21 protein-coding genes and 1 tRNA gene are annotated in these 25,957 nt (G+C 39.8%); 15 read left to right on the top strand and 7 right to left on the bottom strand.

Annotated elements, in window-relative coordinates; genetic code table 11:
• Nucleotides 1-169: 169 nt before the first annotated feature.
• The 6 genes from ACYVM0_RS21620 (at nt 170) to ACYVM0_RS21595 (ending at nt 4,356) form a co-directional block, all read left to right on the top strand.
• The gene (locus tag ACYVM0_RS21620; protein WP_460560596.1) at nt 170-856 is read left to right on the top strand and encodes a polysaccharide deacetylase family protein; all 687 of its coding nucleotides are present in this window, start codon (nt 170-172) and stop codon (nt 854-856) included.
• A gap of 403 nt (nt 857-1,259) precedes the next feature.
• Complete coding sequence (locus ACYVM0_RS21615; RefSeq protein WP_460560595.1) at nt 1,260-2,027, top strand: TatD family hydrolase; 768 nt, start codon at nt 1,260-1,262, stop codon at nt 2,025-2,027.
• Between the two features lie 122 nt (nt 2,028-2,149).
• Nucleotides 2,150-2,236 (top strand) — tRNA-Ser (locus ACYVM0_RS21610).
• Between the two features lie 288 nt (nt 2,237-2,524).
• The gene (locus ACYVM0_RS21605; RefSeq protein WP_460560594.1) at nt 2,525-2,974 is read left to right on the top strand and encodes an Hsp20/alpha crystallin family protein; all 450 of its coding nucleotides are present in this window, start codon (nt 2,525-2,527) and stop codon (nt 2,972-2,974) included.
• Nucleotides 2,975-3,050: 76 nt separating this feature from the next.
• A complete protein-coding gene (locus ACYVM0_RS21600; RefSeq protein WP_460560592.1) occupies nt 3,051-3,683 on the top strand; it encodes a hypothetical protein in 633 nt (210 codons plus the stop codon).
• Between the two features lie 208 nt (nt 3,684-3,891).
• Complete coding sequence (locus ACYVM0_RS21595; protein WP_460560590.1) at nt 3,892-4,356, top strand: hypothetical protein; 465 nt, start codon at nt 3,892-3,894, stop codon at nt 4,354-4,356.
• A 24-nt stretch (nt 4,357-4,380) separates the two neighbouring features.
• Here ACYVM0_RS21595 and ACYVM0_RS21590 read toward each other — a convergent pair whose 3' ends face one another.
• Together ACYVM0_RS21590 and ACYVM0_RS21585 are read right to left on the bottom strand one after the other, a co-directional pair.
• Nucleotides 4,381-5,679: a UDP-N-acetylmuramoyl-tripeptide--D-alanyl-D-alanine ligase gene (locus ACYVM0_RS21590; RefSeq protein ID WP_460560588.1), complete on the bottom strand. Its 1,299-nt coding sequence runs from the start codon at nt 5,677-5,679 to the stop codon at nt 4,381-4,383.
• A gap of 86 nt (nt 5,680-5,765) precedes the next feature.
• Nucleotides 5,766-7,346 (bottom strand): SUMF1/EgtB/PvdO family nonheme iron enzyme, encoded by a 1,581-nt coding sequence (locus ACYVM0_RS21585; protein WP_460560586.1) that lies wholly within the window; start codon nt 7,344-7,346, stop codon nt 5,766-5,768.
• A 728-nt stretch (nt 7,347-8,074) separates the two neighbouring features.
• Here ACYVM0_RS21585 and porV point away from each other — a divergent pair.
• From porV to ACYVM0_RS21555, 6 genes are all read left to right on the top strand, one after another.
• Nucleotides 8,075-9,223 carry a type IX secretion system outer membrane channel protein PorV gene (gene porV, locus ACYVM0_RS21580; RefSeq protein ID WP_430987612.1) on the top strand — a complete coding sequence of 383 codons (1,149 nt, stop codon included), beginning with the start codon at nt 8,075-8,077 and terminating at the stop codon, nt 9,221-9,223.
• Nucleotides 9,224-9,324: 101 nt separating this feature from the next.
• Nucleotides 9,325-9,807, top strand: a complete 483-nt coding sequence (gene ispF, locus ACYVM0_RS21575; protein WP_460560584.1) for a 2-C-methyl-D-erythritol 2,4-cyclodiphosphate synthase — start codon at nt 9,325-9,327, stop codon at nt 9,805-9,807.
• Between the two features lie 17 nt (nt 9,808-9,824).
• Nucleotides 9,825-11,918 carry a T9SS type B sorting domain-containing protein gene (locus ACYVM0_RS21570; protein ID WP_460560582.1) on the top strand — a complete coding sequence of 698 codons (2,094 nt, stop codon included), beginning with the start codon at nt 9,825-9,827 and terminating at the stop codon, nt 11,916-11,918.
• A 55-nt stretch (nt 11,919-11,973) separates the two neighbouring features.
• A complete protein-coding gene (gene dut, locus ACYVM0_RS21565) occupies nt 11,974-12,414 on the top strand; it encodes a dUTP diphosphatase (RefSeq protein WP_460560580.1) in 441 nt (146 codons plus the stop codon).
• A gap of 29 nt (nt 12,415-12,443) precedes the next feature.
• Nucleotides 12,444-13,271, top strand: coding sequence for a DUF4292 domain-containing protein (locus ACYVM0_RS21560; RefSeq protein ID WP_460560578.1), 828 nt, complete (start codon nt 12,444-12,446; stop codon nt 13,269-13,271).
• 95 nt (nt 13,272-13,366) lie between these two features.
• Nucleotides 13,367-14,692 carry a murein hydrolase activator EnvC family protein gene (locus ACYVM0_RS21555; protein WP_460560576.1) on the top strand — a complete coding sequence of 442 codons (1,326 nt, stop codon included), beginning with the start codon at nt 13,367-13,369 and terminating at the stop codon, nt 14,690-14,692.
• Nucleotides 14,693-14,694: 2 nt separating this feature from the next.
• Here the strand turns inward: ACYVM0_RS21555 and bshA are convergent, their stop codons facing one another.
• Complete coding sequence (gene bshA / locus ACYVM0_RS21550) at nt 14,695-15,813, bottom strand: N-acetyl-alpha-D-glucosaminyl L-malate synthase BshA (protein ID WP_460560574.1); 1,119 nt, start codon at nt 15,811-15,813, stop codon at nt 14,695-14,697.
• A 214-nt stretch (nt 15,814-16,027) separates the two neighbouring features.
• On the opposite strand from bshA, the gene ACYVM0_RS21545 reads away from it, so the two are divergent.
• Complete coding sequence (locus ACYVM0_RS21545) at nt 16,028-17,413, top strand: M20/M25/M40 family metallo-hydrolase (RefSeq protein ID WP_460560572.1); 1,386 nt, start codon at nt 16,028-16,030, stop codon at nt 17,411-17,413.
• Nucleotides 17,414-17,436: 23 nt separating this feature from the next.
• Complete coding sequence (locus tag ACYVM0_RS21540) at nt 17,437-17,859, top strand: hypothetical protein (protein WP_460560570.1); 423 nt, start codon at nt 17,437-17,439, stop codon at nt 17,857-17,859.
• A gap of 4 nt (nt 17,860-17,863) precedes the next feature.
• Here ACYVM0_RS21540 and ACYVM0_RS21535 read toward each other — a convergent pair whose 3' ends face one another.
• Together ACYVM0_RS21535 and ACYVM0_RS21530 are read right to left on the bottom strand one after the other, a co-directional pair.
• Nucleotides 17,864-18,565, bottom strand: coding sequence for an SAM-dependent methyltransferase (locus ACYVM0_RS21535; protein WP_460560568.1), 702 nt, complete (start codon nt 18,563-18,565; stop codon nt 17,864-17,866).
• 114 nt (nt 18,566-18,679) lie between these two features.
• A complete protein-coding gene (locus tag ACYVM0_RS21530) occupies nt 18,680-19,465 on the bottom strand; it encodes an EI24 domain-containing protein (RefSeq protein ID WP_460560565.1) in 786 nt (261 codons plus the stop codon).
• 54 nt (nt 19,466-19,519) lie between these two features.
• Between ACYVM0_RS21530 and ACYVM0_RS21525 the strand changes: the two genes are divergently transcribed.
• A complete protein-coding gene (locus tag ACYVM0_RS21525; RefSeq protein ID WP_460560563.1) occupies nt 19,520-20,131 on the top strand; it encodes a DNA-3-methyladenine glycosylase in 612 nt (203 codons plus the stop codon).
• Nucleotides 20,132-20,210: 79 nt separating this feature from the next.
• Here ACYVM0_RS21525 and ACYVM0_RS21520 read toward each other — a convergent pair whose 3' ends face one another.
• Nucleotides 20,211-25,364, bottom strand: coding sequence for a T9SS type A sorting domain-containing protein (locus tag ACYVM0_RS21520; RefSeq protein WP_460560561.1), 5,154 nt, complete (start codon nt 25,362-25,364; stop codon nt 20,211-20,213).
• Nucleotides 25,361-25,909: a hypothetical protein gene (locus ACYVM0_RS21515; protein ID WP_460560559.1), complete on the bottom strand. Its 549-nt coding sequence runs from the start codon at nt 25,907-25,909 to the stop codon at nt 25,361-25,363. Before ACYVM0_RS21515 ends, ACYVM0_RS21520 begins: the two co-directional genes overlap by 4 nt.
• Nucleotides 25,910-25,957 lie beyond the last annotated feature (48 nt).

The raw sequence follows: 25,957 nt of genomic DNA, 5'->3' as shown, positions 1-25,957 counted from the left end.
TTAAAAATGTCGCCAGGAGGATAAGATTGAATACAACGGATTTTACCTGGCTTTTTCTATAATGGTAACGATGCAGGATAGGGAATATTGCATGATTTTTTGATTTTCTCCAAAAAATACCCCGCTTTTTCCAGCTTTTACGCTGTAGATTTGTTTAGATTTTTAAAGTATGATAGCCCCCCATTTCTGGAGAGAATCCAAAGCGAAATTTTTTAGAAAAGATCTTTTCTTTATCACCACACCCTGGTGGTTACGCAGGCTTTTTCCCGGCTGTATATGGGATATCAAGACTAAAGCAAAAGAGATCTATATCAGTTTTGATGATGGACCGCATCCCGTGATAACACCATTTGTGTTGGCTGAATTAAAAAAATATAATGCCAAAGCTACCTTCTTTTGTATAGGCGATAATGTAAAAAAATTTCCGCAGGTATACCAACAGGTAATCAACGAAGGGCATACTATCGGTAACCACACCATGCATCATATTAATGGTTGGAAAACCAGTGATGAGGATTATTTGAGCGATATAGCTGCCGCAGCAGAACAGATACACAGTACATTATTTCGGCCACCCTATGGCCGGGTAACAAGGTCGCAACTTCGTAAGCTACATGGCAATAACGTTAAAATACAAACTGTGATGTGGTCTGTTTTGGCAGGAGACTGGATTGCAACACTTGATCCGGATAAATGTTTCCGGCAGGTAAGGGATGCTGTTTACCCGGGGTGCATTATAGTTTTTCACGACAGCGAAAAGGCCAATGAACGCATGAGTTATGCCTTACCAAAATTGCTGGAGCATTTTACTGCTAAAGGATATGTGTTTAAAAAAATTGAGGAAAATACCATTTAATAACAGGGAGAGCAGGGGTCTTACTAAGTGAGAATACGCTTAAAAAAAATTGGGCCTGGGTAGAAACCCTGGCCCGTTTTTAATCCGTACCCTATGAAAACTAGGATAAATGTACAACCTTGTTTTTAAAAAAGCAATATTTTTTTTGATATTATTAACTATTTTCATGTGCAGGCAGTTTTTTTGGATTGTTTTCTGCCGCCGGTAATTGCTGTATCCTTTACCAGCAAAGGCTTTCAGGCTATTGTATTATAATGGGGTAATTACTTTGTAAAATCACGGTGCAGGGCTATTATTTTTTTTCAATGGCTAAACAACGGTCTGCAGCCGTTTTTACACCCGTGCCGGAAACTATTTAAGGTGATTGGCAATTTTTAATGACTTTTGCACTTCAAATACAACAATGAACCTGATAGATACGCATACCCATCTTTATTCGGAAGAGTTTACAACGGAGATAGCAACTGTAATAAAAAGGGCAGAACAGAAAGGCGTTCATAAATTTTACCTGCCTGCAATAGACAGCACTACGCATCCGCAGATGATTGGCCTGGAAGAACAATATCCCGGTAAATGCATCGCCATGATGGGACTGCACCCATGCTACGTAAAAGAAAACTATATAAGCGAATTGCAGCTGGTTGAAGAATGGCTGGCCAAAAGAAAATTTGTTGCCATAGGAGAGATTGGCCTGGATTTTTACTGGGATAAAACTTTTACGGCACAGCAATATGAAGCCTTCAGAAAACAAATAGAATGGTCACTGCACTATAAATTGCCCATTGTGATTCATACCCGTAATGCCATGGCAGAAACCATTGCCATTGTTAAAGAATATGCAGCACAAGGCGTAAAAGGCATTTTCCATTGCTTTAGTGGCAATGCAACTGACGCAGCTGAAATTATTGATATGGGATTTTATTTGGGTATAGGGGGTGTGATCACCTATAAAAATGCCGGCCTTGACCGGGTGATAGAAAAAATTGGCCTGCAGCACCTGGTACTGGAAACAGACGCCCCTTACTTAACACCGGTGCCATTTCGTGGTAAAAGAAACGAAAGTAGTTACCTGGGGTATATAGTGGACAAGCTGGCCCTGGTAAAAAATGTGCCTGCAGAAGAGGTAGCTGCAATAACAACTGCCAATGCAGAAAAAATATTCGGCTTATAAAGCCTGATACTGTATTTTTGCCCTCCGCTAAAAATAAGGAGACGTGTCCGAGTGGTTGAAGGAGTCCCGATGCATCGGGAGAAATTGTGCATAGAGAAAAGGATATCTATATTATTACAACTGGAGAGTTGTCCGAGTGGTTGAAGGAGCACGCCTGGAAAGTGTGTATACTCGAAAGGGTATCAAGAGTTCGAATCTCTTACTCTCCGCATAAAAGAAGAAAAATTCTTTGTCTGCATCCTTCAGAGTCTGAAGGATTTTTCTTTTTATGCAGGTTAGTGTGATGACCTGGATTGGCGTGTGAGTAAACACAATGAATGATTTTTATTCGGTTTCCCTTTCTTCCTCTGCCATCAATACTATTGTATGCTGCATTGTTTTTTAATTCCTCAACGATGACAATATTCATCGTTTTTGGTGACTAACATCTTTGTTTTCGCCTGTATGTAATAATACATTTGGTACATAATTATTCAACAAAACAAAAGGAGGTAATTATGTCAGCAAAAGCAATAGCAAAACGAAGCGATTTATTCCCTTCCGTTTTCAACGATTTCTTTCAACCCTGGAATGAATGGTTTGATAACTCCAAAGGCGATTTATGGGGTAATGTATTAAGCGTACCTGCAGTAAACATTGTAGAAGCAAAAGATGCTTTTAAAGTATCCCTTGCCATACCAGGTATGAAAAAGGATGACTTTAACATTAATGTGGAAGGCAATATGCTAACCATCAGCTCAGAAACCAAAGAAGAAAAAGAAGAGAAGGATGAAAAGTTTACCCGTAAGGAATATAACTATTCTTCTTTCAGCAGAAGTTTTACACTGCCCGAAGGTGTAATGCAGGATAAAATTGATGCTAAATATGAAGATGGGGTTTTAAAACTTACGCTTCCTAAAACTGAGGAAACCAGGAAAATTCCGGCTAAACACATAGCCGTTAAATAAGCAGTTTAATATACTGCTTCACTAACCCTGCCGCATAGGGCGGCAGGGTATTTTTTATCTTTTAAAATTTGATGTCATGAAAAAAAAATATATAGGTGCATTTATACTGGCTATTATATTAATGGCCTGTAACAGTTCAAAAATTACCTCTACATGGAAGGCACCGGATGCAACCAATAAAAAATTTAATAAAATAATGGTGGTAGGGCTTATCAAGGAATCAGATAGAACAATAAGGGAAAAAATGGAAGAGCATATGATCGGTGATTTAAAAGAGCTTGGCTATGATGCAGTTTCTGCCTATGAAGTGTACGGCCCTAAGGCATTTGATAACCAGGACGAAAATGCTGTGGTGGAAAAATTAAGAAACAGCAATATTGATGCTGTAATTACAATTGTATTGCTCAATAAAGAAAAAGAAAATTTTTACAGGGCAGGGGGTATGATGTTTACACCCTATGTAACCAGGTATAACAGGTTCTGGGGATATTACACCACATTGTATGATCGTATTTACAGCCCGGGTTATTACGAAACTTCCACCAAATATTTCTGGGAAAGTAATTTTTACGATCTCACCACAAAAGAACTTTTATACTCAGTGCAAACACAATCTTTTGATCCGTCATCGTCCGGATCATTGGCACATGAATACGGAAAAATGATTGTAGCTAATATGGTAAAGAAAAATGTACTGCTGAAACAATGATTGTAAAAAAATTGTAACCGACCCGGCGAAAAATAGTTTTTTGAATAATGCGATGTATTTGGTGTTTACATAATCTTAAATGCAATACTGATTATTTGCAAATTGGTACAGTTCTTGCAAAAGGGGGTTTTAAAACTAAACAAAAAATAAGCCCTGCAAAACCCAACAAATAGTAGTGGCATTTTTAACTAAACAACAAACAAGCGTTATGAAAAAACAAATTATTGTGGCCACCGTTATGGCACTCTTTTCAATTACTTCCGTTAAGGCACAAAGTATGGGAAGCACGTATAAAACTGCATTAGGTATTAAATTCCTGGATGGTGCCGGTATCTCACTCAAACATTTTATAAACGACAGGGATGCACTGGAAGGAATTGGTTTTTTCTGGAGCAGAGGTACAAGAATTACCGGTCTGTACGAATTGCATTTTGATATTAATGATGCACCGGGTTTAAAATGGTACGTAGGGCCGGGGGCACATCTTGGGTTTTATAATACCAAATATGGCAATGGCAGCTTTGCAGGTATTGATGGTGTATTAGGTCTTGATTACAAAATAAATAAAGCGCCTTTAAACCTTTCCATCGATTGGCAACCTTCATTTGAATTTGGTACCGGCAGAGGCTTTACCGGCAGCTGGGGCGGACTTGGTATCAGGTATACTTTTTAATGGCAATAATGCAGGTGGAAAAGATCATTCTATTACCTTTTCCATCTGCATACTTCTGCTCCCTTTTATTAAAAATTGTGTGTGGTTAAAATGCTGTTGGTTAAACCATTCTTTTGCCTGCAGCGAATTTTCGAAATTAGTATAAGAATGTTTTAATTTATGATAATCACCTCCCACTAAAACCACCGCCTTCCATTTGTAATTATCAATCACATTAATTATCGATTGATGTTCGGCTAAACTTTCACTGCCCAGTTCCATCATTCCGCCAAGCAACAATACTTTTTCGTTGCCTTCCATTTTTGCAAAATTTTCTATCGCTGCTTTCATGCTGGTAGGGTTGGCATTATAAGCATCTAAAATAATTTTATTGGTATCCTTCTCTATTAATTGTGAGCGGCTATTGGATGGTGTGTAATGTTCCAGTGCCGATTTAATATTATCATCAGTTACATTAAAATATTTTCCTACGGCAACCGCAGCTAATACATTGGGCAAATTATATTCGCCTACCAATTGTGTTTTTATAGTGTCAATTGCAGCGCCACCGGTTATGGCCACTTCTAAAAATCCGGTACTGTTTTTTACCACACCTGTAATTTCAGCTGCAGTAGTACCATACGTTTTAACGGTAGCAATTCCCTTACTCATTTCCTGCAGGTACACGTAATCGTTCATAATAAAAGCGGTGCCGTTATTAGCCCTTAAATAATCAAATAATTCACCTTTGCCTTTTCTTACACCTTCTTCTCCGCCAAAGCCTTCTAAATGGGCTTTACCACAATTAGTTATTAAGCCATGTGTAGGTAATGTAAATGTGCAATAACTCTCAATTTCCTTTTGATGATTGGCGCCCATTTCAATCAATGCAATTGCAGCATCTGCTTTTATTTTTAAAATGGTTAAGGGTATGCCGATATGATTATTAAGATTGCCTTCGGTTGTATATGTTTTATAAGTAGTGCTTAATACTTCGTGTAATAATTCCTTGGTTGTGGTTTTGCCATTACTTCCTGTAACAGCAATAAATGGAACCTGCCTGCCGCCAGGCATGGTATTAAATTGCTGCCGGTGATGTTTTGCCAATAACTGCATGGTGGTTAAAACATCAGCCACCTTAATTATTCTGTCATCATCCAGGCCGGTATCCTCATCAACTATAGCGTATGCGGCACCGGTATCCAATGCTTTTTGCGCAAAAATATTGCCGTTAAAATTAGGGCCCTTTAAAGCAAAATACAGGTCGCCCTGCTTTAATTTCCTGGTATCTGTTTGTACCGAAGGGTGTTGTAAAAATATACTGTAAAGATTTTCTATTTGCATGTTTCAAAAATACTATAGATGTGGGTAATAAATAAAATAAAAAACCTCCTGATTTTCTCAGGAGGTTAGTAGTTATTTATAAGAAACTATTTTTTCTTTTTTCTTGAATTCTGTTTGCGGCTGCCAAAAATGTTACCGTCTTTAAATCCAGGTCCTTCAGGAGGGCCAAGGTAAGTTTGAGCACAACGGAAACCTACAGTGCTTGATGCCTGGTCTTCCTGCATAAAGCGACGGGCTCCGGGAGATAACCAGTATGGTCTGTCGTTCCAGCTACCACCTTTAATTACCCTTGATTGATCGTTGATTAAAGAAGAAACGCCATAACCATAGTAAACACCACTTGAAGAATCACCATCAAGATAGTTGATCACATTATTTTTCTGGTAGTTGCTACGTCCTTTTACATCATCATCAGAGATGTCAACTTTTTTCAAACGGTTAACCTGTGTGGTACCCACGCTGTCTTTTTCGTATTCACCAGAACCGTTTTTATAGTATTTCTGGAATTTATTACCACGGAAGTAGTTGAAATCCTGTCCATCTTCGGGTGTTAACGGCCTGTACACATCACCAACCCACTCGCTAACGTTACCACTCATGTTGTATAAACCAAAGGCATTAGGGTAAAAAGATTTTACCGGGCCTGTAATAGCAGCCCTGTCATTCAAACCACCGGCAACACCCATGTTATCACCACTACCACGTTTAAAGTTAGCTAAGAATTTACCTTGCCAGCTGCCACGGCGATTATCACGTAAACCATTGGGGTTATTACTCCATGAATAAATTTGCTGATTGCTTAGTAATTCCTCACCGTTTTTACCTTCTTTTTTACGTGGAGAAGGGTTCTGTGCAAAAATACCATAAGCAGCATATTCCCATTCAGCTTCAGTAGGCAGGCGGTATCCCATGTTTAAAATACCATCATCCATACGTACAAGGCCTCTTGGTTTATTGTTTACGTCTTTAAGATCAGATTTTTTAGGTTTACTTCTTCCCTGGATCATATCCGGAGCCATTAAGTAAGTTTCAGTATTGAAGGCATTCTCAGCACCACCTTTCATTTCTTTTTTTGCGGCGTCTTTCTTCAGATAGCCTTTTTGCATAAGGTTCAGCTCATTTACCCTGTCTGTTCTCCAAACACAAAAATCATGCGCCTGCTGCCAGCTTACACCAACCACAGGATAATAGTTATAGGAAGGGTACCTGAAATAATATTCCACATAAGGCTCATTATAAGCCAGCTCTTCACGCCATACCAGTGTATCCGGAAGTGCCTTCCTCATAATGTTGGTATCACCTGAAAATGTATTTTCAAGCCAGTACAGGTACTCCCTGTAATGAACGTTGGCTACTTCGGTCTCATCAATAAAGAAAGAAGGAACTGTAACACGGCGTGGTACATTATTCCAGTCTCCCATTACATCTTCGTCCTTGGCACCCATAACAAACGAGCCACCCTGCACAAACACAAGACCTGGTCCGGCTTTAGGGTATTTTACTTTTGCCACATGGAAATTACCCATGTTCTTATCATCATAGTTCCAACCGGTGGCCGATGACTTGGCGCTTTTCTTTTTAAATAAACCGCCGTTTTTACATGCACTTAAAGAAAATGCAGCGGCTGCAAGAATGAAGAGAGTTTTACTTGACAATAGTTTTAACATGATTCGTTCGTTTATCAAATTGGTTAACGAAAGGTTTTCTTTTTTATTGTATATGGGGTGTACTGGCTGCGAATATAAATATTTTAGCTGACATACGGTGGTGCCGTACTGTTTTTTTAAACTATTTAGTGACGAAATGTAAGTGTATAGAACATTTTTTTTGAAAATTTATTGTGAGTTTGAAAAGTTTACAAAATATGTTTGCTTATGTTGATATGTTTTATCAGAAAATAAATTGCTGATGCAACAAATAAACAAACCCTGCTGTCTGATTAGCAGTTAATAATGAAGATAATAGATTTAATGCGCCTCACTTTATAAATAATAAAAGGATATTTGCAAAATACTGTGGTTAATTAAATTTATTTCCCGAAATTAGAGTTCTGAAGTTTGATTTATGGATGCAGGGTTAAGAGTAAATTTCTAAATGAAACTTTTAATTAATTCCAAAACAATAATCAGTTACATATACCGTTTGCTAGTGGAAAAGAATACTGTAAAGGTATTCGCCCTGATAAAAATATAGCAAAACATACATCAAAACCAGTGGCTTTGTTGCATTAGTGAAAAGTCATTATCTTTGAAGCGCTGTTTTTTTCAGTTTTTTTTAACAAGATTTTATAATTTAGTTGTTCGTTTCAAGAAAACTACTATTTTTACAATACAACAACCATTAAACTAAACGCTTATTGAGGTAAGTTCTACCTAACCAAGACAAAACAAAACGCATGAAAAGAGTAACATTAAAACTAACTACTTTAGTTGTTTTACTGGGAGGAGCATTCACTGTAGCTAATGCCCAGAGCAAAATCAACGTCGTAACATCTGCCGTTCCATTTTTACGTATTACACCAGATGCCCGTAGCGGCGGTATGGGTGATGCCGGTATTGCAACAGCACCGGATGCTAATGCATCTTTCTCTAACTTAGCAAAAACTCCATTTAATACCAGCAAATACGGTCTTGCTATTAACTATGTTCCATGGTTAAGAGACCTGGCTGTAAATGATGTTTACCTGGCTTCTTTGTCTGGGTTCTACAAAATCAGCGATCAGGAAGCTATCACTGCTTCTTTAAGATATTTCAGCCTTGGTAGCATTCAGTTTACCGATGGTAATGGTAATGATCTGCAAACTTACCGTCCTCGTGAATTTGCATTTGATGCAGGTTACACAAGAAAATTATCTTCTAAATCAAGCTTAGGTGTGGCTTTACGTTACATCAACTCTAATCTTGCCAAAGGCCAGGTTGGAAGCAGCGGACCTACTTACAAAGCAGGTAATTCTGTAGCAGGTGATATTCACTACTTTCATCATGGTGCAAAAGAAAATGGCGAAGGATTTAACTGGGGTGCTACCTTAAGTAACCTGGGTGCTAAAATCTCTTACACTAATGACGCTACTCAAAAAGATTTCATACCTGCCAACTTAGGTATCGGTGGTGCTTATACAAAAGTATTTGACGAAGACAACAAAATCACTTTTGCTTTAGACCTTCACAAATTATTGGTACCTACACCTCCTGCTATTGGTGACTCTGCAGGAATAGTTAAGTATCACAATAAAGGTGTGGTTAGCAGCTGGGTTAGCTCTTTAGGAGATGCACCAGGTGGTATTTCTGAAGAAATTCAGGAAGTAAATGCTGCTCTTGGTATCGAATACTGGTACAATAACCAATTTGCTTTCAGAGCTGGTTATTTCTACGAAAATCCTTCTAAAGGAAACAGGAAATTCTTCTCTGTAGGTGCTGGTTTAAAATACAACGTATTTGGTTTAAACTTTGCTTACTTATTCCCATCAGGTAGCGGTACAAGCCGTAACCCATTGTCAAACACTTACCGTTTTGGTTTGGTATTTGATTTTGATGCTGCAAAATAATATTGCATAACATAATTTAAAAAGCGTTTCGCCCAAAGCGGAACGCTTTTTAGTTTTTAGTACCACTCAAATTGCGGATATTTGTGTGACAAAATATTTTAATGAGCTACAGAATAGGTTCGGGTATAGATTTTCATCAACTGGTGCCAGGCAGAGATCTTTGGATAGGAGGCGTAAAAATACCCCATACAAAAGGTGCCCTTGGCCATAGCGATGCAGATGTTTTATTACATGCAGTTTGTGATGCAATGCTGGGTGCTTTATCACTTGGCGATATTGGCGTTCATTTTCCTGATACCGATGCTTCTTTTAAAAATATTGATAGTAAAATACTACTAACCAAATGCTTTCAACTGATACAAGGCAAAGGATATAAGATAGTAAATGTAGATACCACACTTTGTTTACAGGAGCCCAAAATAAAGCCTTATGTGCCAGCGATGCAACAGGTAATGGCTTCAATTTTGCAGGTAACAACCAATGATGTTTCTGTTAAAGCCACCACTACCGAAAAAATGGGTTTTGTCGGCAGGGAAGAAGGATTAATGGCTTATGCAACAATATTACTCTGTAAAGAGTCCTGAATAAAGAAAAGTTCATTTTGAGAAGACTGCTTTTTACATACTGTTTCCTGTTTACTATTACCGCTGCTTTTGCACAAAAGCAGGCTAACTACTGGTATTTTGGCTCCAGGGCAGGGTTGGATTTTAACCAGTCGCCACCAAAATCATTTATAACAGACGGCGCAGCCAAATCCTTTGAAGGTACAGCCTGCATTTCAGATAATAACGGGCAATTACTTTTTTATACCAATGGTTTAATGCTTTTCAACAGGCAACAGTTAAAAATGAAGAACGGCGATGGCCTTGCCGGGCACCAGAGCAGTACCAATAATTGTGTGATTGCACCTCAACCGGGTAATGATAGTATTTATTACGTTTTTACAACCGGTGCTGCAATGCAGGAAACACACCAGTTCCTGTATAATGTAGTGAACATGAATGGTGATGGCGGATTAGGTGAAGCTGTAGTTAAAAATACCATTATTGAAGATACCATTTTTGAAAAAATAGCGGCCGTAAAGCATTGCAATAACAGGGATGTATGGGTGGTTATTCATAAATGGGGTACCGATGAGTATCATGCTTATTTATTAACTGCGGCAGGGCTTAGCGGAAGCCCGGTAGTAAGCCATACCGGCCTGGTAATTAATGGTGATGAGAGAAATGAAATTGGTACACTAAAATTTTCAAGTAAAGGAAATAAACTGGCAGCTGTACATTCTTTTGAAAATGACGCAGTAGAATTGATGGACTTTGATAATACTACCGGTATTATTTCAAACCCTGTGATTTTTTATCCTAATACAAGCAACCCCCGCCAGTTATCTTACACCGGCGTATATGGCGCTGAATTTTCTCCCAACGGTAAGTTGTTGTATGTATCATCTAATTCATCATCTGCCGAGCCTTGCATGCTTTATCAATTTGATATCAGCTCCGGCAATGCAGCTACCATAACCTCTACCAAACAAACCATTGCCAACAAAACAGCGTGGTTTGCCGGCGCATTACAAATAGGCCCCGACCAAAAAATTTACATGGCAATGTGGAAAGACACTTCTGTGTCAGTAATAGATAACCCTGATGTATATGGAGCCGGATGTAATTTCAACTACAATAAAATTTATATTGGTCCTGTTGCATTAGAACCTGTACAGTTCGGGCTTCCTACATTTATCCAGAGTTATTTTGATACGGTTTCTAATCCATACGACTTTGCACGACTGGGTAATTGTTTAGATAAAGACATCAGTTTTAAAATTAACCGGGTAAATGGTATTGACTCTGTGAAATGGGATTTTGGCGACGGGCAAAAATCGCAGGTATTACAGCCGTTAAATCATTACCTTAATCCGGGATTTTATGATGTAAAGTTGATTGTTTACAAAGTGGATTGTTCAGGGCAAAATGATACCATTACCAGGCGGATATGGATTGCCGGCGCAGCCGATTTTCTGGGAAAGGATACGGCAAGTTGCGATCAGCTTTCTTTACAACTTGGTATCGAGGATATTTTTGGGGTTCATTATTTATGGAACACCGGGGCGCTCAGCAATAAAATTACTACATCAGCTAACGGATTATACTGGCTTGAAGTGGAGCAAAATGGCTGTAAGATCAGGGATAGCATTACCGTATCTACCAAGCCGAAGCCGGTAGTAAATGCCGGAAGAGATACTTCCATATGTTTAAATAACCAGCTTATTTTAAGGGCCATCAGTACAGCCTCTCAATATGTATGGAGCACAGGAGAAACAACTCCGTCTATTACCATCAATAAACCCGGCACCTATTCTGTTACCGTAACAGAAAGCGGTTGTACAGCAGCGGATAGCCTGGTAGTAATAGCAGGCGATTGTGATATTTTTATTCCCAATGCATTTACGCCCAATAATGACGGCATTAATGATTACTTTAAGGTACTCGGCAGTATGATCGTTCATGACTATTCTATGAAAATTTATAACCGGTACGGGCAGGTAATCTTCAGCACTAATAATATTGCAGATAAATGGGATGGCAAATACAAAGGAAAGCCCATGTTGCCCGGTGCCTACCCTTGGTCAATCATCTACATCAATGGTAAAGGCTATACCAAATGGCTGAGGGGCACAGTTTTAATAGTCCGTTAACAAGCCTCATAAAAACAACGTTTTTTTATCTTTCTACATTAGTACCTTTGCGCTCATGCAAATTTCTGTTAACATTATCAACCATTCTGATAATCCATTGCCTTCCTATGCAACGGATGGTTCGGCAGGTATGGACATAAGAGCCAGTTTAGAAAGCACTGTTACCCTGCAGCCATTACAACGTTCTCTTATACCTACCGGCTTATTTATTGAATTGCCGGCGGGATATGAAGCGCAGATACGGCCCAGAAGCGGATTGGCGATCAAGCAAGGGATTACCTGTTTAAATACGCCGGGTACTATTGATAGCGATTACAGGGGAGAAGTAAAAGTGATACTTATAAATCTTAGTGATATTCCCCAGCAGATTAATACCGGCGATCGTATTGCACAAATGGTTATTGCTAAAACAGAACGGGCCGAATTGTTTTTGGTACAGCAATTGAATGACACGGTAAGAGGCGCCGGTGGTTTTGGACATACAGGCGTGCAGTAACAATTACCCTCAAAAAACGTAAAACAGTAATGAAGCACTTAATTATTATTTTTTCAGCCGTAATGGTCATCGCTTTTTCAACAGAGAGTTGCAGAACCACTAAGCATATCAGCAAGGCTATTGCGCCCAAAGACAGTGTGGTAAATACAATTCCTGATAATACATCTGCTGCGGATTCTTTAAAAATGATACAGGCTACCATGGCAAAATTGCAAAGCCACTATATTGATTACAAAACTTTTAATGCTAAAATAAAAGTGGAGTATGAAGATAGTAAAGGTAAACAGCCGGATATTACAGCTGTAGTGAGAATTATTAAGGATAGCGCCATCTGGGTATCATTATCTGCCACTATTTTAAATTTTGAAGTATACAGGATGCTGATCACTAAAGACAGTGTTATCCTGATGAATAAAAGAGACAAAGAAGTGCAATACCGCTCATTGGATTACCTGCAGGACGTAACAGAAATACCCTTTGATTATAAAACCATCCAGGATATTTTAATCGGCAACCCGATCTTTCTTGACAGTACCATTGTTTCTTATAAAAAGGTAGATTCTAAAATACTGGTATCTACCATCGGTCAGTTTTTTAAAAACCTCCTCACATTGTCAGACGATAATAGTTTATTGTTACATAGCAAACTGGACGATGTAGATGTAAACCGTAACAGAACTGCAGACATCACCTATGACGATTTTGAGAATAAAAATGGTATAGATTTTTCAACTTACAGGGAAATAACAGTATCAGAAAAAAACAAGCTCGACATCAGGATGAACTATAAGCAATATGAGTTTAACAAAGAATTATCTGTTTCATTTAGCATTCCCAAAAATTTTAAACGCAAGTAAGCGTTATTTTTAATTTATACACAGGGTGTGGGTTTTTAACCCCGTATATAATTCCTGTTTCAATTGTATTTTTGATAAACTCCCAAATTCGGCTCATGGTAAAAATAATCTGCACAGTTTTTTTAGTATGCTTTAGCACTATGGCTATGGCACAGCAAACCCGTGAAGAGCTGGAAAAGCAAAGAGCTCAACTGAAAAAAGAACTGGAACAGACGCAAAGAATGGTGGAAGAGAATAAAGCAAAATCCAAGGAGAGCTTTTTAAACTGGAAACTGGTTAACGATAAAGTAAATATACAGGAGCGGATTATTGACAATATCAACAGGGATATTAACCTGCTGGACAATAATATGGTTACTACCCAAAGGGATATTAACCGTTATGATAAATTACTGGATACACTTAAACAGGAATATGCTAAAAGCATGGTATATGCTTATAAGAACAGGAGCAATTATGATTTTTTAAATTTCATTTTTTCGGCTTCCAGTTTTAATGATGCTATAAAAAGGGTTACTTATTTAAAGAGCTACCGTAATTACAGGGAGATGCAGGGAGAAAATATTCTGCGTACCCAGGAATTGCGTAAGAAAAGAATTGAGGAATTAAGTGGCACCAAACAAAAGAAAAGTATGGTATTGCAGGATAAGGATAAAGAGATGAGTGCATTGGAAATACAACAAAGAGAAAAAGACAGGGTATTAAGTGAATTGAAAAAGCAGGGCAAGCAGTTGAATAATCAACTGGCTGCAACAAGGAATCAGTTAAAAAAAGTAGATAACGCAATTACAGCAGCCATTGCCAGGGCAATAAATGATGCTAAACGACTTGCCGCAAAAAAAGCAGCTGAAGATAAAATTAAGGCCGATGCAGAAGAAAAAGCCAATGCAAAAGCTAATGCCAGCATTAATCCAACTGCAACCAGCCCAACAAAACCAACTATAATCACTAAAAAGGCAGAGCCTAAAAAAGCAGCGCCGGAAAGTGTATTATTAAATGCAGATAATAAGATCATAAATACCGAATTTATCAATAACAGGGGATCTTTGCCATGGCCTGTGGACAAAGGCTATACACTGATGCATTATGGGCCAAACACATTGGTGAGTGGTACGGTTCTTGTAAAAACAGGGGTAACAGTTGCGGCTGATATTGGAAGCTCAGTAAAATCGGTATTTAATGGTACTGTTACTACCGTTGCCAATATTGATGATATGCAGGTGGTAATTATCCAGCATGGTAAATATTTCAGCACCTATAGTAATTTAACCAATGTATCGGTACAGCGTGGCCAGGTGGTTACCACAGGGCAGGTAATAGGGAGGGTTGCTGAAAACCTGGATGGTATTGGTGCCATTGATTTTTATATCAGCGATGAAAAAGCCAACCAGGACCCTGAAAGATGGTTGCGCCACCGTTAAGTTTAAATCACTCTTTTGTATAAAGCTTCGTACACGGGTACGATATTTTCTATATCGAATTTTTTGGCTTGCTCCAGCGCATTGGTCTTAAACTGTTGCAGTGTAGCATCATCTTTAAGAATGGCTAAGGCATTTTTTGCCATATCATCTATATCCCCCACATTACTCATATAACCACAATAGCCGTTGATATTAATTTCGGGTAGGCCTCCTGCGTTAGTAGATATTACCGGTACTTCTGCGGCCATAGCTTCTAAAGCAGCCAGCCCAAAACTTTCGTATTCACTGGTTAATAAAAACAGGTCAGCAATAGGAAGAATGTCTTCCATTTGCTCCTGCTTACCTAAAAATTTAATTTTATCGCTTATCACACAATCCCTGCAAATGCTTTCCACATAAGGTCTTTCGGGGCCATCACCCAGCAATAATAATTTTGCCGGTGTGGATTCAATTATTTTAATAAACACTTTTACCACATCATCCACACGCTTTACTTTTCTGAAATTACTGGCATGTACAATTATTTTTTCTCCGTTTGGAGCTACAATTTTCCTGAAAGCATCAACCGGTTTTTTATTAAAGCGTTTTACATCAACAAAGTTGTGTATCACTTCAATCTCTTTTTCAATCACAAAATTCTTATAGGTCTCTTCTTTTAAATTTTGTGATACGGCAGTAAGTATATCACTTTCATTCATAGAAAAAGTAACTACCGGGCTGTAGGTTTTATCGCGGCCAACCAAAGTAATATCAGTGCCGTGTAAAGTAGTAATAACCGGTATTTTTTTTCCTTGTTTTGCTAAAATTTGTTTTGCCATATAGGCTGCTGCCGCATGAGGTATAGCGTAATGCACATGTAACAATTCCACATTGTTATTCATTATCACATCTACCATGGTACTGGCCAGCGCCGTTTCGTAAGGCGGGTAATCAAATAAGGGATAAGTAGGTACCCTTACCTCGTGATAAAAAATATTGGCATGAAAACCACTTAACCTAACCGGTTGCTGGTAAGTAATAAAATGAATATTGTGCCCCTTATCGGCAAGCGCTTTACCCAGTTCTGTAGCCAATACTCCGCTACCGCCAAATGTGGGATAGCAAACAATTCCAATATTCATATAAAAGAAGCTTTAATAGTTTTTACAATGCACTCTAAACAGCAGGCTGCAATTTAGCATATTATTTTTCAGCATTCATTCCACTCATGTAATGAGCGCTTTCGAAATCGGATATATTAGTGATGATAACCGTCAGTAAAATTCAACTGCCGGGATGATTATCACACTTTATGTATTGCTAATAAATCGTTAAGTTTGTTGCACAACTCAACTTATGTATAAAAAGAAATTATTTTTCTCCGCAGGCTTGCTATGCTGCTTTTTTACCGGCTTTTCTCAAAATGAAGATTCAGTAATGATCAAAAGGATAACTGATGATGTACTGCTTAATGGAAAAGCGTATGCCAATTTATTTACTTTGTGCAAATCTGTAGGGCAGCGGCTTAGCGGCAGCGCAGGCATGTACAAGGGAGAAGCATGGGGCCAACAGGCTTTAAAAGCAGCAGGTGCACAAAATGTTTATTTGCAGGAATGCATGGTGCCGCATTGGGTAAGGGGCAAAAAAGAAGAAGCCCGGTTTAAAACGCATAACAGAGGTATGGACCCATCATTTAATGTGCTGTCTATTGGTAATGCTGTAGGAACTGGTAATGCCGGGGTTACTGCCAAAGTAATAGAAGTAAAAAACTTTGCAGAGCTGGAACAAAGGAAAAACGAAGTAAAAGGTAATATTGTATTCTATAATTACCCATTTAATAAAACTTATTTGCGAGGGGCTTATGGCGATGCCGTGCGATACAGGAGCAGTGGGGCTTCAGCTGCTGCTAAATACGGCGCCCTGGCCGTTATTGTTCGCTCGGTTACGGCTGCCACAGATGATAACCCTCATACAGGCGCATTACGCTACAATGATTCTTTTCCCAAAATACCTGCTGTTGCTATAAGTACAAAAGGAGCAGACGCATTGAGTAACTATCTTAAAGGCAGTTATAAAGATGCTCCATTCTATATAAGAACCAATTGTGTGATGCTTGCCGATACTATCGGCCATAATGTTGTTGGTGAAATAAAAGGCACCGAATTCCCTGATGAAATAATTACCATTGGCGGGCATATGGATAGCTGGGACCCGGCTGAAGGAGCCAACGACGATGGGGCAGGAATGGTACAAAGCATTGAAATCTTAAGGGCATTCAATGCCATCGGCTATAAACCAAAGCGCACCATAAGAATTGTGTTATTTGCCAATGAAGAAAATGGTGGCAGGGGAGGAGATAAGTATGCCGAACTTGCACAAACTAAAAAGGAAAATCACATTATGGCTATGGAAAGTGATGGAGGTTCTGAATACCCACGTGGTTTTGGCTGCGGAATGACAAAAGCGCAATTTGCAAAAGTGGAACCATGGAAAAAATATTTTGAGCCTTATGATGCAGATAAATTTTCTTTTAGCGAAGGCGGCGGTGGCGGATCTGATATCGGACCTTTGCAAACCAAATTCAAAACGGCCCAGTTTGGTTTAAGTACTACAGCACAACGGTATTTTAATTTTCATCATTCTGCAATTGATGTATTTGAAAATGTAAATGCACAGGAATTACACCTGGGGGCTGCAGTGATGGCTGCAATGGTTTATTTGGTTGATAAATACGGATTATAATTACCTTACAAAAAAATAAAAATATGGAAGACACAAAAGCACCGGAGATAGTAAAACCTCAGCCTAAAAAAGCAGGAGGCTTTAAAAAATTTGTACGTTGGTTTACTTTTATTTTACTGGTAGTATTAGGGTCCTTTGGTTTTTGGAAATATTATTATACTTACAGTAACGGATTACAGGGAGGAAAAATGCAAAAAATATCCAAGCGGGGTAATATTTTTAAAACCTGGGAAGGTTATTTGCTCATCAGCATAAGTACTGATAATAATAATCTTTCGCTTATGACAAAAGAATTCCCGTTCTCTGTAACAAACGATAGTATTGCCCATCTTTTAGAAAATTACGAAGGTAAAAGAGTTAAAGTAAGGTATAACCAGAAAAATGGCACTTTACCATGGAGGGGAGACAGTGAATACCTGGTATATGAAGTGATACTGGATCAGTAAATTATTATACAGCAAGTAGTAAAAATATAACCGGCTTTTTATGAAAGTCGGTTTTTTCTTTTTTCCAATCGGCCACAGTTTTTGTTTTAATAAATTCAGTTGCAGCAGTAAGCTCCGAAGCAATACAGAATTTCGTGGCAGGCTTACAGGTTTTTAAAACAGTTTCAATTAACTGGTTGTTCCTGTACGGCGTTTCAATAAAAATTTTAGTACTTTTATTTTTTGCAGAAGCGGCTTCCAGTTCTTTAATACTTTTAATTCTTTCATTGTTATCAATAGGAAGGTAGCCCACAAATTCAAACTGCTGGCCATTCATGCCGCTGGCCATTAAGGCTAAAAGAATTGAGCTTGGCCCTACCAGTGGTTTTATTACCGCATTCATTTGTTGTGCAGCAGCAATTAGTATTTGCCCGGGATCGGCAATACCAGGGCAACCAGCTTCACTTATGATAGCAATATTTTTACTGGCAGCTATCTTTTGTTTAAAAGTAGTGATCAGTTCTTCTTCTGCTTTATGAATAGTGAACCACTCATAATCGTCAATTACAATTTCTTTACACATGCTTTTTAAAAAGCGCCTGGCTGTTCTTTCATTTTCAGCAAAAATTACCGAGCAATCTTTTACCGCATCAATAATATATAAAGGAATAGTTGGTGTAGCGGCTTCGTCTAAAACACAGGGCACTAAATAAATTGTACTTGTCATTTTTTTTGCAGAATTTTTAAAGATATTTTAATTCGTGAGGCGTCAGACGTGAGTGGTGAATGGTCAATTGGTCTGCAAAGTTTGAGTCTCTATTCACCACTCACGTCTGACGATTCACGCTTGCTTTACCATTGCCGAAACACCACCCTCTTTATCGCCATACAAACTGATGGTAGCTGCAATTACAGCATAACCCGGTGCCAATACCCAACCCAATAAAGGAATAAGGTGCATGATGTAAAAAACCATGCCATTGCCAATAGCCAATCCCCTGTGCTTACCGATAAAGGCAATGCTTTGTGAGGTAGATAATTTATGTCTTTCACAACTGTAATCCAGCATGGAAAAACCCAGGTAATAACATTCCACCAGGAGGGCAATCAACGGCGTTATCCAGCCAATAACCGGAATAAACGCTAAAATGAAAATAGAGACTGCATATACTGTTTGCCATAACATATTGCGCAAGGCAATTCTTACCCCCCTTATAATATCTTTTATCAGCTGTGAAAAACTAAACGGGAAATCGTTGCCTTCCATAATGGCTTCTGTTTTTTCGCTCAGGTATGCAAATAGGGGCGAACCAACAATAAGAAACATGTATTTAAAAAGAGAAAAATAAAATAACAGCAACACCAGGTATAAAATGATCTGTGCAAAAATCATCAGCCAGTTTAACCAGCTGTTCTGCATTTTTTGCATCCATTCTGTAGCGCCGGTTTTTAACAACACAAAATCAATAGCATAATTACTGGATTTAAGAAACAGCCAGATGCCTGCACAAAACAGAATGGTGTATATCACCCCGGGAATCAGGATCCATTTCCATAACCTGTGTTTTATAATGAACCGGTGCGTTTGGAAATAGGCTTGTATGGCGGTAATAATTTCTTTAAGCATTGTAAAGGTTGGTGGCTATAGTTTATTTATTTTAGCTTTAAAGTTAAAGATATAATGAAGAAGTTGCCGGTTGAATTTTACGACAGGGATAATGTGGTGCAAATTGCCCGTGACTTATTAGGTAAAATAATAATTACAAAATTTGACGGGCATATCACTTCGGGGAAAATAGTGGAGACGGAGGCCTACATTGGTGGTGATAGCGACAAGGCTTCACATGCTTACAATGGTAAACGAACAGCCCGAAATGAACATATGTATGCATCACCGGGTATTTCATATGTGTATATCTGCTATGGCATGCACCACTTATTTAATGTGGTAACCAATAAAAAAAATATTCCTGATGCTGTTTTGATAAGGGCCATTGAGCCATTACAGGGTATTGATATTATGCTGCAGCGAACGGGCAAATTAAAGTTAGATAATACGTTAACGAAGGGACCCGGCAATGCAGGTAAAGCGTTGGGTATTTCAAAAGAACATTCCGGCCTTAACTTATTGGGTAACAAGATATTTATTTGCGACGATAATATTTTCTATAACAAAAATGAAATTGGGGTCAGCCCCCGTATTGGTGTGGAAGGTGCCGGTGAAGATGCATTACACCCTTACCGTTTTTTTGTAAAGGGCAATAAATTCGTAAGCGGGTATCCCAATAAATAAATCGCAAGGCTAACAGGCATAAATAAAAAAAACTCCCGTTTTAAAAAAACGGGAGTTAAGATATAAAGTATAACCTGGTTTAACGAACTAATACTTCACCTCTCTTAATTACTTTACCATTGCTGTCGCTCAATACAACATAGTATACGCCGCTTCCATTTCTTCTTAAATCAACTTTAAGTAATTGGTAAGCCTGAGTAACCGGGAATTCATTGTTGTATACTCTTTCGCCTTTACTGCTGTAAATGGTTACAATTTGTTTGGTAGTTGAACCGCCCTGGTTGTAATAAGCTACTGTAAACTGCCCGTTGTTAGGACTAGGATAAATAAACAACTTGCTGCTCGCAGAATCGCTGATGGTAATTGTAGCCGGAACTGAAATACAAGAACCGATAGTTGCTACAACTGTATAGAGGCCCAGTTCATTTACCGACACATTTACAGAATTACCCACCACAGAAATTGGTGTGCCATTTCTTGTCCATACAGTAGTAAATCCTGTTGCAGGAGTAACCGAAGCCGTAATAGTAGTAGTAAGGCCTGGCAACAACTTAGTGTAAGGCGATGCTGTTAACGTAACAGTTGGTTGTGCGCTAACGGTAAGTGCTGCACTTACTGTGTTTACTGCGCCGCATGGAGCCAATCCTGAAACAACAGTGCGGTACAGGTAACCATTCATACCAGCTGTTACGCCGGTTAAGGTTAAAGTAGCTGTAGTAGCACCACTATAGATACCGCCATTGGCAATATTATTCCATGTTGTTCCGCCATTGGTACTTTCCTGCCATTGCAATGTTGGTGAAGTACCTGCAGCCACTACGCTGAAGCTGGTAGTACCGGTAGCACAAATGGTGGCAGCGGCCGGAGGAGTAGTGATACTGATCGGCGTATAAACCGTTAATATGCTTGCAGTACTATTTACTGCAGGGGTACAGGTACCACTGATCACACAACGGTAACGATATGTGTTCATGGTAACTGTTGCAGCTGTTATGGATAAAGTGGCTGTAGTTGCCCCACTGTACACACCACCGTTGGTGACAGCATTCCATGTAGTACCGTTATCTGTACTTAATTGCCATTGATATGTTAATGCTGTACCATTTGCAACCACACCATAAGATGTATTCTGGCCTGCACAAATGGTTGTGCCGGCTACTGGCTGCGTTGTAATGGCAGGAGCTGTATTTACGGTTAAGATACCTGCAGTTGAGTTTACAGCACCACAGGAAGTAGCACCGCTAACTATACAACGGTATTGATACGTGGTCATACCGGCAGTTACACCCGTTAAGGTTAAAGTAGCTGTAGTTGCTCCACTGTACACGCCGCCATTGGCAATATTATTCCAGGTACCACCGCCGTTAGTACTTTCCTGCCACTGGTAAGTGGGTGAAGTGCCGGTTGCGGTTACACCAAATGTGGTAGTAGATCCGGCACATACTACAGAAGCAAGTGGTTGTGCTGTAATAGCAACCGGGGTATTTACGGTTAATGTTACACAAGCTGATGTTGCAGCTGGTGTACAAGTACCCGTAATCACACACTTATAGGCATACCCGTTCATTGTTGCAGGCGCACCTGTAATAGATAATGTTGCTGTAGTTGCCCCACTGTACACACCGCCGTTAACCACGTTGGTGAATGTACCGGCGCAGCCTGTTGTGCTTTCCTGCCATTGGTAAGTAACAGCTGTGCCTGTTGCAACCGTGGTAAATGAAGTATTCTGCGTTGCACAAACTATACTACTCACTGGTTGTGCTGTAATATTCGGCGCTGTATTTACAGTTAAGGTTGCTGCACTGGAGTTAATAGCAGGGCAGCTTCCGGTAACTACACAACGGTATTGGTTATTATTCATACCGGCTGTAACACCAGTAAGTGTTAAGGTTACTGTAGTTGCACCACTGTAAACACCGCCATTGGTAACGTTATTCCATATGCCACCGCCATTAGTGCTTTCCTGCCATTGATAGCTGATAACCGTACCGGTAGTTGCCACGCTATAGCTGGTTGTTGAGCCTGCGCAAACTATGGTACTTAATGGTTGCGATGTGATGGATAATGCTGTACCCACAGTAAGCGTACCGGCATTAGAGGTTGCTGATCCGGGGCAAGAGCCATTGATCACACAACGGTATTGATAGGCATTCATACCAACAGTAGTTGGATTAATATTTAAAGTAGCCGTTAATACACCAGAGTAAGGAGCGCCATTGGTTAAATTATTCCATGAACCACCACCATTGGTGCTTTCCTGCCATTGGTAAGTTAATCCTCCACCGGCACCGGTTACACTAAACGTTGCTGCGTTACCAGCACATACCGACGAGTTAAGCGGCTGTGCAGTAACGGATGGTGCTGCATTTACTGTTAAGATTGCAGCATTGGAATTTAAAGGCGTACAAGCACTTCCTATCACACAACGGTATTGATTATTATTCATAACGGCTGTAACACCAGTAAGTGTTAAAGTAACACCTGTGGCGCCGCTATAGATACCGCCATTAAGAATATTACCCCACGTACCACCACCATTAGTACTTTCCTGCCATTGATAGGTAAGGGAAGCACCTGTTGCTGCTACAGTGAAACTTGTATTGGTACCTGCGCAAATAGCACTTGCTGCAGGCTGACTGGTAATTGAAGTGGCCGCATTAACTGTGAGGATACCTGCGTTGGATGTGGCAGAAGTTGGTGCACAGGAGCCCGTGGCCACACATCGGTATTGATAACCGTTCATGCCTGCAGTGGCACCCGTAATGGTTAAGCTGGTAGTGGTAGCTCCACTATAAACGCCACCATTGGCTACATCGGTCCACGAACCGCCACCATTAATACTTACCTGCCATTGATAGCCTGTACCTGTACCCGCAATAGTAAAAGTAGCATTGTTGGTAGCACAAATTGTAGCATTGGCTGGTTGCGATGTGATAGATGCTGAAGTACAGCCCGAAGGAATAACAGCACTCCAGATACCACGGCCATGCGTACCTGCAGCAATGGTCCTGTCGGAACTGCGGTATTTAATCATGTCTGTTCTTACATTAGGGAAAGTAGGGTTAGCTGTCCAGACAGTGGCTGCGCCATTGATAAGATCAGTTTCCCAAACGCCTGTTTCAGTAGCTATATAAGCTTTGGTATCTGTATCGGGATGGAATAGTGCCCATCTTACCGGCATATCAGGTAAATTACCATCAATAGCTGTCCAGGTAGTACCACCGTTAGTGGTTACCCAAACATTTTGTATTCCATAGTTAGTAAAGGTGGCCAGTAAATGCTGGTCATCCGATCCTGTAACCACGCAGTTAACATAACCCGCAGGCATACCTGCACCTGTATTAATGGTTGTACCGGTTGGGGTAGCAGTATTGGCATTATCAACTGCCGCTATTGCACCACTACCTGTACCAAAATAAACCCTGTTGGCAGTATACGGTGATGCATGTACCGCCGAAACGTTGCCTCCGTTAAATGCCGCCATCGAAATTACAGTGGTGGTATTACCCGTTTGTGGATTATCCCAGCGCAGGTAATTACCGGCAGCATTACAGGCATAAATAATATTAGCATTATTGTCATAATCCCATGGATTAACAAACCTACCTGTACTCTGGTTATTTACCGGGGTACTCCACGATGCTCCATTGTTGGTACTTCTACGGTACACATTGTACACATACGAACCAAACTGGTATTGTGGTTCATTCTGATCTATCGCAACATAACAGCCATCACCACCATAAACTTCAATAGAACTATCCAAGCCCGGGTGGTCTAAACGATGAACACCATTATCCTGGGCGCCTGCAATAAAGTAATTGGTAGAACCCGGGTGTATGGCAACTGAGTAGAACTGCTTTAATCTCAGACCCTTATTCCTGTCTCTGATAGTTACCGCACCATCAGACGTGTAGAATACACCACCATCACTGGTAAACATTATTTTGGTACCTCCATCCCACCATTGTACATTATGCTGATCGGCATGTACATACTGGCTTGAGCCAGCACCGGTAACCCATGCCGAGATTTTAGGCCATGTGGTACCGCCATCACTGGTTTTATAACAATCCAGGCCACCCACAATACATTCATTGGGGTTGGCGGGGTTTATGGCACAAGATAAAGAGTACCAGCCCTGGCCACTTGCCCAGTTTGTAGCTGGTTGCCCTGTGGTTGAAGCCCAGTTAGCACCGCCATCAGTAGATTTCCAGATGGTAGGCACCTGGTGGCTTGCATTATCCGGCAAAGCATATAAAGTATTACCATTAATAGCCATTTCTGTACGTTGGCTGAATGTGGTAAAAGGGGTGGTTGCTGTTGTCCAGGTGGCAGATGTTGCAGTTTCCGGGTTATCGGTATAGCGGTAACCTGATGCACTGAAAATACCGGTAGTTACGTGTAACCTGCCTGCAACTGCTGTAGAACTGATCTCCAGGTCGGCAATATCATTATTAAGGCCGGAAGGAGTAATATTGGTCCAGGTTGAACCTCCGTTAGTAGAACGTAATAAACCGGAACCACGGGTACCTAAGTACACATTACCCTGGTAATCGCAAAGTATTCTTGTACCATTAAGATAGGTACTGGTACTGGCGAGAAAATTCCATGTAAGGCCACCATCTGTACTTTTATACACACCAACACCTCTTACAGCATCAGCATTAAAGTAAGATTCACCGGTACAGAAATACATATTGTTCTGAAACCCGGGCCTGGGGTCCTGGCAAATTGCAGATACTGCAAGGTTCGCAAGGAAGTCGTTTACCAGCACCCAGTTAGCAGGCGATGCAGTTATGTCTGTAGTTTTCCACAAACCACCATCAATACCACCTACCCAAACAGTTTTATGGGTTGCGTCAAGCGAATCAATCATTGCAGCCCTGATTCTTCCGGCTGTCTGATCATTATTTTGCCTGCCATTTCCCTGGGGACCGGTAAAGTCACCGTTAGGGCCTCTTTCAATCCATGATAATGAATTGATCAGGTTAGACGAAGACATTTTGGATTGCTCCGTCTGTTCCATGGCAATACGCAATTTTTCCCAGGGCACTTTACCAGTTGATAAATCCCGGGTGCGTTCAATTTCAAACTGCACTGCTTTATCCGGGCCATCATATTCATCATTCTCCTCTTCTTCGCCTTCACTTCTATGGCAGCTGGTTAAAAGCAGCGCACTGGCCGAGAGCGCCATTAAAAAAACTAAACAACTTTTGTACACTTGTTTCATAAAATTAATTTTTGAAAATATAGATTGTTATTTGGTGGAGGTGTGTTTACTTCTTTGATAACCGTACATACTGGTGTTGCATACTCCTGGAATTTTTGTACAGGTAATATTTTATTATTAAAAACTGCTTCCTGAATCTGCTGTGTAAAATCGGATACCTGGAATTTCATATTGTGTTTGCCATCCTTGTTGCCGGAAGTATTATCAGCATTTGATCTTTCCTTTTTCAGCATATTTTCCAACAACTGTTCTTCTTTTTTATCATTTAAACAATATAAAATAGTCTTGCCGTTCACCATTTCCTTCCTGGCTACATCATACATCTGCCCGTTCAAATAAAACTCTTTTCCTTCCTCTTCCCAGCTGATTTTGTCGAGGTTATCGTCCACATTTATTTTTTCCAGCTGATCGTCGTTAACCACGGAAAGTAATTGTTCTTCAACTTGTTCTTTAAGCTGATGTTGCTCAATAAGATATATAAAACGGTACCCTATCTGGGAGAAAAAAAGGAGGGATAAAATTAATATTGTAATTGATTTCTTCAATAGTTGCCGGTTCGGTAATAAAAGTAATAAATTTTAATGCAGGAGTAA

The sequence above is a fragment of the Ferruginibacter profundus genome, assembly GCF_054783275.1.
Note: the sequence above shows the minus strand (reverse complement) of the source record. Positions and strands in the feature narration are given on the sequence as shown.